This is a genomic window from Haloferax sp. SDI50 (assembly GCF_059802635.1).
In genome coordinates, this window is record NZ_JBPULL010000002.1 from 93,418 (window position 1) to 106,470 (window position 13,053).

The 13,053-nt window shown below is 64.3% G+C and carries 11 protein-coding genes; 8 read left to right on the forward strand and 3 right to left on the reverse strand.

Translation table 11 applies throughout. From position 1 onward, the window contains the following. The first annotated feature begins 126 nt into the window (after positions 1-126). The 6 genes from ACSR87_RS15380 (at position 127) to ACSR87_RS15405 (ending at position 6,602) form a co-directional block, all read left to right on the forward strand. Positions 127-1,926, forward strand: coding sequence for an ABC transporter substrate-binding protein (locus ACSR87_RS15380; protein ID WP_008573167.1), 1,800 nt, complete (start codon positions 127-129; stop codon positions 1,924-1,926). A gap of 73 nt (positions 1,927-1,999) precedes the next feature. Further along, positions 2,000-3,004: an ABC transporter permease gene (locus ACSR87_RS15385; protein WP_239640814.1), complete on the forward strand. Its 1,005-nt coding sequence runs from the start codon at positions 2,000-2,002 to the stop codon at positions 3,002-3,004. 2 nt (positions 3,005-3,006) lie between these two features. Continuing rightward, positions 3,007-4,029, forward strand: a complete 1,023-nt coding sequence (locus ACSR87_RS15390) for an ABC transporter permease (RefSeq protein WP_498531141.1) — start codon at positions 3,007-3,009, stop codon at positions 4,027-4,029. 45 nt (positions 4,030-4,074) lie between these two features. After that, positions 4,075-5,145 carry an ABC transporter ATP-binding protein gene (locus ACSR87_RS15395; RefSeq protein WP_498531142.1) on the forward strand — a complete coding sequence of 357 codons (1,071 nt, stop codon included), beginning with the start codon at positions 4,075-4,077 and terminating at the stop codon, positions 5,143-5,145. Beyond that, the gene (locus ACSR87_RS15400) at positions 5,142-6,203 is read left to right on the forward strand and encodes an ABC transporter ATP-binding protein (RefSeq protein ID WP_498531143.1); all 1,062 of its coding nucleotides are present in this window, start codon (positions 5,142-5,144) and stop codon (positions 6,201-6,203) included. Before ACSR87_RS15395 ends, ACSR87_RS15400 begins: the two co-directional genes overlap by 4 nt. A gap of 180 nt (positions 6,204-6,383) precedes the next feature. Next, positions 6,384-6,602, forward strand: coding sequence for a hypothetical protein (locus tag ACSR87_RS15405; protein WP_008573157.1), 219 nt, complete (start codon positions 6,384-6,386; stop codon positions 6,600-6,602). A 143-nt stretch (positions 6,603-6,745) separates the two neighbouring features. Here ACSR87_RS15405 and ACSR87_RS15410 read toward each other — a convergent pair whose 3' ends face one another. Together ACSR87_RS15410 and ACSR87_RS15415 are read right to left on the reverse strand one after the other, a co-directional pair. After that, a complete protein-coding gene (locus ACSR87_RS15410; protein WP_498531144.1) occupies positions 6,746-7,876 on the reverse strand; it encodes an enolase C-terminal domain-like protein in 1,131 nt (376 codons plus the stop codon). Between the two features lie 131 nt (positions 7,877-8,007). Next, entirely contained in the window at positions 8,008-9,435 is a 1,428-nt protein-coding gene (locus ACSR87_RS15415) for a sulfatase family protein (protein ID WP_498531145.1), read from the reverse strand. 56 nt (positions 9,436-9,491) lie between these two features. Here ACSR87_RS15415 and ACSR87_RS15420 point away from each other — a divergent pair, with 56 nt between their 5' ends. Both ACSR87_RS15420 and ACSR87_RS15425 read left to right on the forward strand, forming a co-directional pair. Next, a complete protein-coding gene (locus ACSR87_RS15420; RefSeq protein ID WP_498531146.1) occupies positions 9,492-11,126 on the forward strand; it encodes a glycoside hydrolase family 28 protein in 1,635 nt (544 codons plus the stop codon). Between the two features lie 175 nt (positions 11,127-11,301). Continuing rightward, positions 11,302-11,718 (forward strand): GlcG/HbpS family heme-binding protein, encoded by a 417-nt coding sequence (locus ACSR87_RS15425; RefSeq protein WP_004041071.1) that lies wholly within the window; start codon positions 11,302-11,304, stop codon positions 11,716-11,718. A gap of 84 nt (positions 11,719-11,802) precedes the next feature. Here the strand turns inward: ACSR87_RS15425 and ACSR87_RS15430 are convergent, their stop codons facing one another. Beyond that, positions 11,803-12,672 carry an SMP-30/gluconolactonase/LRE family protein gene (locus ACSR87_RS15430; protein WP_498531147.1) on the reverse strand — a complete coding sequence of 290 codons (870 nt, stop codon included), beginning with the start codon at positions 12,670-12,672 and terminating at the stop codon, positions 11,803-11,805. Between the last annotated feature and the right edge of the window lie 381 nt (positions 12,673-13,053).

A 13,053-nucleotide genomic window follows, 5' to 3' on the forward strand; every position in this document is an offset into this window, starting at 1 on the left:
TCTATCATGGTTGGGATGGGCAAATCCAGTATCTATATTAACGGGGAGTATCATGATAGATGATACCGCATGGCTGGAAAGCGTTCAACCAACTGGAGTAGACGAGACCTTATCAAGTACGGGGCGGTGGCTGGCACGGCTGGACTGGCCGGCTGCTTCGATAGTTCGGGACAGACGACCGAAGACGGCGGCACCGGAGACGGGACGGACGGCGGCACGAGCACCGAGGGCGGCGCGAGCCTCGCTGACGACACCCTCGACTACCCCGCGGGCCGACCCGCGACGGACGTGCAGTTCAACCGCTACAGCCTCGGCAACTACGCGCACACCCTGCAGGACCAGCTGTTCGAGGAAGTCGCGCGCGGCTACGCCGACGGGTCGGTCCGACCCGACCTGCTCGAAGACATGACCGTCGACGGGCGGACGCTCACGCTGACGTTCCCCGAGGGGTTCAAGTGGTGGAACGGCGACGACCTGACGGCCGAAGACTACTACATCGGCCTCGAAATCGACCGCCTGCAATCGCCCGAGCAGTCGCCCATCGAGAGCAACACGCTGGTCGACGACTACACCATCGAGCGGACGTTCAAGACGGCCGTCTCGCCCAACCTGATGAAGGCGAACGTCGCCGAGACGTTCGTCAACACCCCGCGGTCGATTTACCGCGAATACCTCACCCGCTACGAGGAAGCATCGAATGAGAGCGAGCGCGAGAGCGTGACGAGCGACCTCCTCGACATGAGCATCACGACCCAACAGCTCATCGACGAGGGGCTCGGCAACGCGCTGTACCGCGTCACCGGCTTCAACTCCTCGGAGACCATCCTCGAGAAGTTCGAAGACCACCCGTACGCGAGCCGGACGGACATCCCGAAGGTGCGCATCATCCCCGAGACGACCGCCGACGTGGAGTCGCTGTCGGTGAACGACCAGCTCGACATGAACCCCGACGTGCTCATGTCGGAGTCCCAGCAGTCCCGGTACCCGGACAACATCGAGAACGTCTACCGACTCAACTGGTTCCGCACGCAGAAGTTCACGTTCAACTTCAAAAACGAGCACATCGCGCGACTCCCGGTTCGGCGCGCCATCGTCAACGCGGTGGACTTCGAGTCGATGGTCGCCGCGATGCGGCAGGCCGGAACCGTGGGCGCACCCGCCGAGAACCAGACGGCGCTGCGCTCGACGATTCACGAGGAGTACCTCGGCGAGGACTTCGTCGACCAGCTCATCGACTACCCGGTCGGCAAGGACCTCGACGCGGCGACGCAACTGCTCGAAGACGCCGGCTACACCAAGGAAAACGGGACGTGGGTCGACCCGGACGGCGAGTCGTTCACCTTCACGGTCCTGACGCAGAACAACAACACCCAGGTGCAGGCGACGAAGGTCTTCAACGACCAGCTCAACGCGTTCGGCATCCAGACCGAAATCAGCACGGTCAGCTCGACCGACTACTACCAGCGCCTCCAAACGTACGAGGCGGACATCTTCTGGATATGGCACGTCGCGAAGGCGCTGTGGCACCCGACGGCGTACTTCTCGAACAACTTCTACGGCATCGAGGTCGGTGACCCCTCCAGTGGGAACGAGACCGGCCCGACGGGCAAGCCCTTTACGACGACCATCCCGAGCGAGGTCGGCGCGACCGAAATCTCCGGCAGCGGCAAAGAGATTCAGCCCGCACAGCTGATGAACGACCTGCCGAACTCCGAGTCCGCAGAGCAGGTCAGAGAGCGGACCCGCGACCTCGTCCAGTGGTTCAACTACGCGCTTCCCGACTTCGTCTTCGTCGAGGAAGACTCCGGCTACTGGGGCGACACGCAGGACTTCTCCATGCCGACGGGCGACGACTACGAACTCAACACGAACCGACCGGGCGAGTTCTCCTTCAAAAACGGATGGATTAGCTCCAACTCGCAGTGAGGTGAGACGGCACCCTCGACGGGCTTAACCACCACAATTAAGCTCTCTCACGCTAGAAGCCAAACTATTAATAATGACACCAAAGTATTTGTTGAAGCGTCTCGGGCAAGCGATACTGACGTTTTTCGTCACGATGACGGTCTCGTTTCTGCTGTACCAGGCCATGCCCGGTGGCCCGACGGAAGCGATGCGGAGCGTGATCCTCTCGCAGAGCGGCGGGAGCGTCGATATCGACCGACTGAACAGGATGATACAGCTCTACACGAACGTGAACCCGGACCAGCCGATGCACGTACAGTATTTCAACTACGCGTCTGACGTGATTCTCCGGCAGGACCTCGGGACCTCGTTCTTCAAAAACGAGGAGGTCACGACGCTCATCATGCAGCGCATCCCGTGGTCGATGTTCATCAGCGTCTACGCGCTCGCGCTGGGCTACTCGCTGAGCATCTTCCTCGGCGTGATGACGGCCTACCGGGAGAAGTCGCGGTTCGACTCCACGGTGTCATCGCTCATCATCGGACTCAACTCGATTCCGTACTACATCGTCGGCGTCGTGCTCATCTACTTCCTCGCCATCCAGAACAACTACTTCCCGACCGGCGGCCGCATCGGCTCGGGCATCGCCGCGGGGTACAATCCGGAGTTTATGCTCAGTCTCGTGCAACACGCGGCGCTCCCGGCGATTTCGATGGGCGCGCTCGCGACCTCCGGCGCGCTCGCCATGCGCGGCAACGCGATTCGCGTCCTCGGCGAGGACTACATCCGCGTGGCGCAACTGCGGGGTCTCCGCGAGACCCGCATCGCCACGCAGTACCTCGGGCACAACTCCATCCTCCCGATGTACACGCAGTTCATGATCGGCATCGCCGGCGTCTTCAGCAGCGCCGTCATCGTCGAGGAGGTGTTCGCGTACCCGGGCATGGGCCTCCTGATGTTCGAGGCGGTCAAGACGCAGGACTACCCGCTGTTGATGGGCACGCTCCTCGTGTTCACGGCGATTTCGCTGACCGCTATCTTCATCGCCGACCTCACGTACACGCTCATCGACCCGCGCATCTCGGTGGGTGAGGAGTAACTATGAGCGAAGCACATTCCGACTCGTTCGACCTGAAGGACCTCTACGACGAGGACATCGACCCGGACCCCGAATCGCGGGCCGACCGCGCAAAGCGATTCCTCGAGATGAACGTCGTCGCCCCCGCGCGCATCGCGGCCGACGACTGGCGCGCGCTCGTCGGCGGCGCGATTCTCGCCTTTTTCCTCCTCATGGGAACCGTCGGCGTCTGGCTCGTCGAGCGGCCGACGAGCGGTGACGCTCCCGTTCTCGCCGCACCGTTCGAATCGCTGGCGTACCCGCTCGGCACCGACGTGTTCGGCCAACCGATTCACGCCCAGCTCATCCACGCGACGCCGGGTATGTTCAAGATGATCTTCGCGGGCGCGGTCGTGAGCGTCGGCTTCGCCGCCCTCGTGGGCGTCGTCGCCGGCTTCGAACACGGCACGCGCATCGACTCGTTCCTGATGACCGTCACCGACGTGGTCATCACGATTCCGGGTCTGCCGCTCATCATCGTCATCACGGCCATCTTCCAGCCAGAAAACCCCTACATCGTCGGGGTGTTCCTCGGCATCGACAACTGGCCGGGGCTGGCGCGGACCGTCCGCTCGCAGGTGCTGAGCATCCGCGAGGAGTCCTACGTCGAGGCGTCCGAAATCATGGGCATCCCGCTGTCGTCGATTCTCCGGCGGGACATCCTCTCGCAGCTCATGCCGTACGTGATGATTAACGGGGCGCTCACCTCGCGGCGCATCATCTTCGAGTCCGTGGGGCTGTACTTCCTCGGCATCCTGCCGTTTACCACGTTCAACTGGGGCGTCATGATGAACCTCGCGTACGAGGGCAACGCGCTCACCCGCCCGGACATGCTCCCGTGGATGGTCGCGCCCATGGTCTGTATCTTCCTGCTGTCGTTCGGGCTCGTCCTCCTGTCGCAGGGGCTCGACAGCCTGTTCAACGTCCGCCTCCGGGCGCGCCACGCGAACACCTCGAAGAAAGGTACCTCGAAGAACAACCAATCGCAGGCGACCGGCGGGGACTGACCCCGTGCCAACACCTATAACCAGACGATGACTACCAACCAAGCAATGCGAACGTCGAATCAGAACGACTCGGACCCCGACCAAGACGTCGTGTTCGAAGTCCGCGACCTGGAGGTCACCTTCGGGACCAACCGAGGCGAATCGAGAGTCGTCCGCAACGTCGACTTCGATATCTACCGCAACGAGACGCTCGGGATGGTCGGCGAAAGCGGCAGCGGCAAGTCGATGACGTCGTCCGCGTTGATGAACGCGGTCGTCAGCCCGGGCGAGACCTCCGGCGAGGTTACCTACTACCCGCCCGACGGCGGCGAGCCGATTTCCGTGCTTGACCTCGACGAGGAAGCGCTGCGGAAGTTCCGCTGGGGCGAAGTCGCCATGGTGTTCCAGGGCGCGATGAGCTCGTTCAACCCCGTCAAGAAGGTCCGCGGCCACTTCAGGGAGACCCTCGAAGACCACAACCGCGACGTGGAGGCGGGGCTCGACCGCGCCCGCAAGATTCTGGGCGACCTCTATCTCGACCCCGACCGCGTCCTCGACTCGTACCCCTACGAGCTCTCGGGCGGGATGAAACAGCGCGCGCTCGTCGCGCTCGCGCTCATCCTCGAACCGGAGGTGCTCGTGATGGACGAGCCGACCGCCGCGCTCGACCTCCTGATGCAGCGCTCTATCGTCTCGCTGCTCAAGGAGCTCAAAGAGGAGTACGACCTGACCATCATCTTCATCACGCACGACCTGCCGCTTCTCACCAAGCTCGCGGACCGACTCGTCGTGATGTACGCGTTCGACATCGTCGAAATCGGCTCGACCGAGGAAATTCTCTACGACGCGGCGCACCCCTACACGCGGTCGCTCCTCAACGCGACGCCGGACCTGAACGCGCCCATCGAGGAGATGCAGTCCATCTCGGGGTCGAAGCCCGACCCGGTGACCAACATCCCCGGCTGTTCGTACCGGCCGCGGTGCCCGATGGCTGACGAGTCTTGCGCGGAGGCCGAGCCGCCGATGGCTGACCGCGGAAACGGCCACCGAACTGCGTGTTTCTACCACGACGACGTGTCCGACGAGATTCCGATTCCCGCGATGGAAGCGGCCGAAGAGGGCGGTGAAGGCGAATGAGCGTCGATAACTCCATCCTCTCGGTAGACGACGTATCGGTCCACTTCACGGACAGCAGCGGCTTCCTCGGCCTGTTCGGCGAGCGACAGACGGTCCGGGCCGTCGACGGCATCTCGCTCGACATCGGGGAAAACGACGTGGTCACGCTCATCGGCGAGTCCGGCTGCGGCAAGTCGACGCTCGGGAAGACCATCATCGGCGCGCAGGAGCCGACCCAGGGCTCGATTACCTACCGCGGACAGGATATCTGGGAGGCGAAAAACAGCCGCGACCCGGACATCCCGTTCTCGGAGATTCGGCGGTCGCTCCAGATTATCCACCAGGACCCCGGCAGCGCGCTGAATCCGAACCAGCGCATCCTCACCTCGCTGATGCTCCCCCTGAAGAAGTGGAACCCGAGCCTCGGTGAGGAAGAGCGCAGAAAGCGCGTCTATGCGCTCCTCGAACGCGTCGGATTGACGCCCGCCGAGGACTTCGTCGAGCGGTTCCCCCACCAGCTCTCGGGCGGCGAGAAACAGCGCGTCGTGTTGGTTCGGTCGCTGCTTTTGAACCCGGACGTCATCCTCGCCGACGAAGCCATCAGCGCCCTCGACGTGAGCCTCCGGGTGGAGATGATGGACCTGATGCTCGAACTGCAAGACCTGTTCAACACCTCCTACGTCTTCATCAGCCACGACCTCTCGAACGCCCGGTACATCGCCGAAAAGTCCGGCGGCCGCATCGCCGTCATGTACCTCGGCCGCATCGTCGAAGTCGGGCCGATAGAGCAGGTCATCGGTGACCCTCAGCACCCCTACACGCAGGCGCTGAAGTGGGCGACCCCGAACCTCTACGAAGGAGACGAGGACGACGACCTCCCGATTCGGAAAATCGACATCCCCGACCCGACGAACCGACCCAGCGGCTGTCACTTCCACCCGCGCTGTCCGAAGGCGCGCGAGGTCTGTGAGACGAACGACCCGGGCGCGTTCGAAGACGAGACCGGCCACGCCGCGCGGTGTTTCCGCGCCGACGACACCCACGAGTACTGGGACAGTCCGAGCATCGTCGACGACTGAACCGGGCTCGCGGACGCCGTGCGCGGCCAACCACCGACCATCGGCCACCGACCACCGACCGCTGACCGTCAGCCGCTTTCCAGCACCACGTTTTCGCCCCGCAGAGCCGTGCGAGCCGGTCGAACGACCCCCGTGCGAACAGTATCTATTTGTGTGCGGAGAGCGACCGTGTGAGTACGTATGTCAGTCAACGCATCGCGCGTGCCTTCGCTCCGGAAGGCCGCGTCGTCGAACCGGAGTTTCATCATGACCGTGCTCGCCGGCGTCTTCATGATTGTCCTCGCGCGGTTCGTCCTCGACGGGACGCTCGCGGGGATGTTCGGCGTCTGGGGCATCTCTCTCATCGGCGTCGGCGTCGGCGGCTACCTGTTGCTCCGGCTCTGGGGCGCGTACAATTGACCCCCGAGGCTCGGCCACCGACCGGAACGGCGAACTGAATCACCACTCGGAAAAACGGGGATAGCGTTTCGCGAGCGACCGCCGTCGCGTCGTCGTTCTCTCTCGTCGCGTCCGAACTCGTTCCGTCCCGCCTGCCGAGGCAGTTACGCGACGCGGTTGGCGTCGATGTAGTCCCAGTCGAACGCGTAGCCGAGACCGGGCGTCTGCGGCAGTTCGACCACGCCGTTGTCGTCGATTTCGTCCGGCGGGTGTTCGAGACCGGGGAAGTACGTCTCGTAGTCGTGCTTCGGGTGCAGGAGGCCGCGCTCGTAGTACCGGCCGGGGAACGCCATCGTCCCGAGCAGTTGGAGGTTGGGCGCGTCGCGGCCGTGTATCTCGCACTCGATGTTGAACGACTCGCAGAGGCCGACCGCCTTCAGCGCCGGCGTGAGGCCGCCAACGTCGTAGACGCCGACGCGGATGATATCTGCGATGTCCCGCTTAATCCACTCGGCGCGGGTGTGCATCCGCCCCTCGGCGGTCTCGGGGCCGACGACGGCGATATCGAGTTCGTTCGAGAGCCATTCGTAGGAAGACATCGAGTGTTCGTCCATCGGCTCTTCTATCCAGCGGAAGTCGAGGTCTTCGAGCGCCGTCCCGATTTTCTTGGCCTCGCTCCGACTGTAAAAGTGGTGGGCGTCGAGCATGAGGTCGATATCGTCGCCGACGCGCTCGCGGACCGCCCGGCAGGCGGCGATGTCCTGTTCGGGGTCGTCACCGAACGGCGGCATCCACGTGTGGAGTTTGACGGCCTGATACCCCTCCGCGACGAGTTCCTCGGCGAAGTCGGCGTACGCCTCGGGCGAGCCGAGTCCGTCGGGGTCGTCGTCACCGACCATCGTACTGCCGTACGCCGGGACCGAATCGCGGGCCGCGCCGATGAGTTGGTAGACCGGGAGGCCGGCGTCCTTGCCGGCGATGTCCCAGAGCGCGCAGTCGATGGGCGCGACGCGCTTGTCGGTGAGCGTCCCCTTGTTCAGTCGCTCGGCCCGGCAGAGCAGTTGCCAGAGCTTCTCGCGGTACAGCGGGTTCTCGCCGACGAGGTGTTGCTTAGCGAACTCGTTGGCCGCCTCGTGGCCGCCGCGGCAGTAGCCGTCGGGGCCGCCGTCGACGACGACGTGGGTGATGGTCCGCGTCGACTCCCTCGGCTCGCCGGGGTGGCCGTGGCCCTTCTCGTCGGGGTCGATGTGGGACGCACAGCTGAACCGGATGGTACGGATGTCGCTGATCTCCATTCGTGGTAGTCGGTTACGCGGAACGTTCATAAAAGTACGGCGGGACCGGCGATTTCGGGGACCGGACGGCGAGGAGAACGAGGGAGAGAACCCGGGGAAAGCGGGGGAGAGAACCCGGTAACGCTGGTCGGTCAGTCCAGCGCGTCCGCCGGCTCCTCGGGATACGGCTCGCGGACGAGTCTGCCCATGTCGATTTCCTGGTACGGCGCGCGTCTGAGCGTCCCGTTCTCGACGAACTCGTCCGCGCCCGCGTCGGCCAGCTTCGCCGCCAGCGCGTCGCGGAGTTCGGAGACGACCTCGGGGTGCTCGGCGGCGCAGTCGTCGCGTTCGTTCGGGTCGGCCGCGAGGTCGAACAGCTGTTCCCGGCCGCCGTTGCGCATGAACACGTACTTCCAGCGGCCCTCGCGGACCATCCCGGTGAAGTTCGGCGGGAGCCGCGGCGTCCGGTGGTAGCCGAACAGTCGCTCGCGGGGGTCCGCGTCGCCCCGAATCGTCCCGAGCACGTCGACGCCGTCGCGGAGTTCCTGGTCGCCCGCGGCGGTCGTGGCGATGCCGAACAGGTCGGTGAGCGCCACGAGGTCGTCGCGGCGCTCGCCGGCCGGCAGTTCCGCGGGCCAACTCACGAGAAACGGGACGCGACACGACGACTCGAAGAACGACGACTTCTCCCAGCCGCGGTGGTCACCGAGGAGTTCGCCGTGGTCCGAGAAGAAGCAGATGAGCGTGTTGTCGGCGTCGTCGCGGGCTTCGACCGCGTCGAGCAGGCGACCGATGCGGCGGTCGACCTCCGAAATCATGCCGTAGTAGTACGCCTTGATGACCCGAACGGTGGTGTCGTCGATGCCGCCCTCGCGGGTCGTCCAGAAGTGGTGGTTCTGCGCGGGTATCTTCTCGTCCATGTGGTCGATTTCAAGGTCGCCTTTCACCGGGTTTTCGAGCCGCTCGGGGTCGTACATCCGGTCGAAGGGCGGCGACGGTGCGAACGGCGGGTGCGGCGGTTCGTACGAGACGAGGCCGAAAAACGGCTCGTCGGTGTCGCGGCCGACGAGGTCGACCGCGCGGTCGGTCATCCACGCCTCGTAGTTGTCGTCCGGCGGGAGTCGGTTCTGTTGGGGGAGGTGGACCATCGCTCCCTGCCGGGCGGTCGTCTTGACCTCGTGGCCGGTCTCCTCGCGGAACGCCTCGAAGCTCAGGTGGTGATCGTAGCCGAGGTCGATGTCGCGGGGGTGGGCGTGGTACTTCCCGACGAGGAACGTCCGGTAGCCTCGCTGGCGCATGCTCCGGGCGAGGAAAGGACCGCACCGCTGTTCGAGGTGTCGCGCGTCGCGCTTTTCGTTCCCGAGATAGCCCGTCGAGACGGCCTCACAGCCGGTTCGAATGGTGTGCCGCGCCGGGATGCAGATTGGGTCCGGCGAGTAGGCGTTGGTAAAGGAGACGCCGCGGTCGACGAGTCGGTCGATGTTCGGGGTGTGGATTCGACTGTTTCCGAGCGCCCGAATCGTGTCCGACCGCTGCTGGTCAGTCATCACGAACAGGACGTTTGGGCGAGCATCACTCACGGCCGAACTCCGACCACCAGTAGTATAAAGATAGGCCACCGCGAGGGTACGCGTACATGCCACCCGCAGCGAGTGCCTTCGACGTGACAGCCTACGCCGACGAGACGGCCGACCTCCAGACCGAGGCGTTTCAGACCGCCATCGACGACTGCTCTGCGTCCGGCGGCGGGACCGTCACCGTCCCCAGCGGGACGTACACTGTCGGAACCGTCCATCTCCGAAGCGACGTGACGCTCTATCTGGAAGCCGGCGCGGTCGTCAGCCCAGCGAAGGACGAGTCCGAATACACGGACAAGTTCGTCGGCCCCGACAACGAGCGCATCTTCTTCCTCGCCGAGGGCGTGGAGAACGTCACCATCGCCGGTGAGGGCGAGTTCGACGGCCTCGGGACCGAGTTCATGCGGATGGACACGCCCATTCAGGGCCACTCCAACGAGAGCGCGTCGCACCCGCTCATCTCGAACGGCCCCCACGAGGCGAGACAGGGCGACGCCTACCTCTCGCGGACGAAGGGAACGGACGGCTGGCCCGTCGCCAAACCCGACTTCCGGCCCGGCCCGATGTTCCGGTTCAACAACTGCACGAACGTCCGCATCCGCGACGTGACCATCCGCGACATGCCCGCGTGGACGCTGTCGTTCCACGGGACCGAGGAGGTCGATATCCGCGGCGTCGACATCCTCAACCACCTGCTCATCCCGAACTGCGACGGCATCGCGCTCGGTGACACGAAGAACGTCCACATCTCCGACTGCACCATCCAGTCGTGCGACGACAGCATCACCTTCGGCGCGCGACCCGACGAGCCGACGACCTGCGAGGGCATCGTCGTGACGAACTGCACGCTCCGGTCGAGCGCCTGCGCCATCAAGTTCGGCTCGGGCACCGACGACACGATTCGCGACTGCCTGTTCCAGAACATCGTCGTGCAGGAGTCGAACCGCGGCCTCGGCATCCAGCACCGCGACTCGGGCGTCGTCGAGAACGTGCTTTTCACCGACATCGTCGTCAACTCCAACATGCTCCCCGGCCCGTGGTGGGGCAAGGGCGAGCCCATCTACGTCACGTCGGTCCCGCGGGACGACGACACCGACCTCGGCGGGATTCGGAACGTGCGCTTCTCGAACATCGTCGCGCGCAGCGAGAACGGCGCGCTCGTCTACGGCTCCGAGGACGCCGATATCGAGACCATCGAGTTCGACAACGTCCGCATCGAACTCACCGGGAGCGAGCACGCCGACGAGGTGGGCGGCAACTTCGACCTCCAGCCGAGTTCGGTCGTCACGCCCATCTTCGCCAACGACATCGCCGGCGTCCACGTCGAGAACGCCCGCGACGTGACGATGCGCGACGTGACCGTCGAGTGGGACGACGACGACGACCTGCCCGACTACTACCGGAGCGGGCTGGCCTGCGAGGACGTGGACGGCCTGCTGGTCGACGGCTTCGTCGGCCGACAGGCTCACCGCGGCGACGACGCGGACGACGCGGACGACGCGGCGGCGATTTCGCTCGTCGACACCGCGGACATCACGGTTCGGAACTCGCGGGCGACCGAGGGAACGGGAACGTTCCTCTCGCTTTCGAACACGGACGGCGAACGCCTGTTCGTGAACAACGACCTCATCGACGCCGCCGACGCCGGCGACGTGGCGTCGTTCGAGCGGTCGGGGAACGCACTCCCGCGATAACCCGTACGTTCAAGCCGACGCGACCACGACAGGGGAACGCGAACGCGAACACGCGCAGTCGAGTCCGCGGCGTTCGATTCGGTTCGAATAGCCGCATCGCCGTCTGTGGCCGTTCCAGCGGCGGTTCTCCCCGTGAGCGGTGGATTTTTCCTCCGAGCCGCCGACGGTCGAGTCGATGGTACAAGAGCTGACGCTAGCCGAAGCCAAGACGATTCTCGACGCGATGGAGGAGAAAGCCGAGGAACTCGGCGTGCCGCTGAACCTCGCGGTGACGAACAGCGAGGGGAACCTCCTCGGCTTCCGCCGGATGGACGGCGCGAAGCTCGTCGCGAGCAACATCGCACAGAACAAGGCCTACACCGCGGCCGCGGTCAAGAAGCCGACCCACGAACTGAAGGAAGGAGCCGAACCCGGCGGCGACGTGTACGGCCTCCACACCACCGATAACGGTCGCGTCGTCGTCTTCGGCGGCGGGTTCCCGGTCGAACACGACGGCGTCGTCGTCGGCGCGGTCGGCGCGAGCGGCGGCGCGGTGTCCGAAGACATGGAAGCGTCCCAAGCGGGCCTCGACGCGTTCGAACCGCTCCGCTGAGACGCCCGCGTCGGAGTCGCCGCGGTCGGGGTCGATTCCGACGATACCCACCCCGGCGTATCTGTCCTCACGGTCCCTGTTTCGTCAGAACCGTACGAATTCGGAGCGGTCGGTCTCCGCCGCGTAGAGACTGCCGGTCATGTCCGCGACGTAGAGCGTCGAGCCGTCCGGCCCGCCGAGCGTGCAGTTGGTCGGGCGGTTCTCGGGGAACGGGTGGCGTTCGAGCACCTCGCCCGACGGGGAGAACACGTATATCGACGGTCCCGGGCCGCCTGTCTCCCAGCCGGCGCAGGCGACGATGTCGCCCGACTCCGTGAGCGTCATGCCGTCGATACCGCGATGGTCACCAAAGTCGTGCAGTATCTCGCGGGAGCCCAGCGACCCGTCGTCGCGAATCGGATAGGCCCGCAGGTCGGTCTCTTGGTCCGGGCCGTAGGTGCACTCTGCGACGTACAGTCGCGACTCGTCCGGCGAGAGGAGGATGCCGTTCGGTCGGTCCATCTCGTCTGTGAGGTGGACGAGCTGCCAGCCGTCGCTCGCGTCCGCGTCGGTCCGCTCGGCGCGGAAGACGGAGGTGTGACCGAGCAGCCCCCGGTCTTTGTCGTCGGGGTCGGTGAACCAGATATCCCCGTCGCGGTCGATTTCGAGGTCGTTCGGCCCGTTGAGCGGCGTCCCCTCGAACTCGTCGACGACGACCGACGCGGATTCACCCGGAGTCAACGCGGCGATGCGGTGGCCCTCGGCCTCGCAGGCGTACAGTTCGCCGTCGCGTCCCTCGTGGAGGCCGACCGCGCCGGCGGTCGAGTCGATGTAGACGCTCGTCTCTCCCGTCTCCGGGTCGTATTCGAGGACCTGATGCTCCTTTATCTCCGTGAATCGAACCGCGTCGCCGGTCCAAATCGGGCCCTCGGTGGCCCGAAACGGACCCGCGACCCGCTCGAACTCCCATGCCATCGAGTGGTCGTTCTCCCCGCGGGAACTTAAGCGTCGTCCGAGTTACTCTACGTGCCGATTTGTCAACTCAATTTCCGATTTTAGAATCACTTCTGGAAGTGGGAACGGGGCGAACGAGTCGGGTGCAACCAAGCCGGAGAAACGGGTCGGAACAGCGTCTTGTGTGAGAATATATAATAGTAAGTAAAAATATATTTTTCTCAAAACATAGGATTTCAGTGTGGAAAGGCAATCAGTTGTTGAGCCACAATTACTGATAAATATCCATTGATAAGGAGCTAAGTTCTATGTATAGTCATGAATAGGTGTTTTAGAACTCTATTTATGAATTTATGTTTGATTTTTTCGAGGGACCCAGATAAATTTATCATATTTTAAATA

Excerpts from the sequence above, each read along its gene's own strand:
- ACSR87_RS15395 (WP_498531142.1), top strand. The coding sequence starts at position 4,075 with ATGCGAACGTCGAATCAGAACGACTCGGACCCCGACCAAGACGTCGTG.
- ACSR87_RS15425 (WP_004041071.1), top strand. The coding sequence starts at position 11,302 with ATGGTACAAGAGCTGACGCTAGCCGAAGCCAAGACGATTCTCGACGCG.
- ACSR87_RS15385 (WP_239640814.1), top strand. The coding sequence starts at position 2,000 with ATGACACCAAAGTATTTGTTGAAGCGTCTCGGGCAAGCGATACTGACG.
- ACSR87_RS15410 (WP_498531144.1), bottom strand. The coding sequence starts at position 7,876 with ATGGAGATCAGCGACATCCGTACCATCCGGTTCAGCTGTGCGTCCCAC.
- ACSR87_RS15405 (WP_008573157.1), top strand. The coding sequence starts at position 6,384 with ATGTCAGTCAACGCATCGCGCGTGCCTTCGCTCCGGAAGGCCGCGTCG.
- ACSR87_RS15400 (WP_498531143.1), top strand. The coding sequence starts at position 5,142 with ATGAGCGTCGATAACTCCATCCTCTCGGTAGACGACGTATCGGTCCAC.
- ACSR87_RS15420 (WP_498531146.1), top strand. The coding sequence starts at position 9,492 with ATGCCACCCGCAGCGAGTGCCTTCGACGTGACAGCCTACGCCGACGAG.
- ACSR87_RS15430 (WP_498531147.1), bottom strand. The coding sequence starts at position 12,672 with ATGGCATGGGAGTTCGAGCGGGTCGCGGGTCCGTTTCGGGCCACCGAG.
- ACSR87_RS15390 (WP_498531141.1), top strand. The coding sequence starts at position 3,007 with ATGAGCGAAGCACATTCCGACTCGTTCGACCTGAAGGACCTCTACGAC.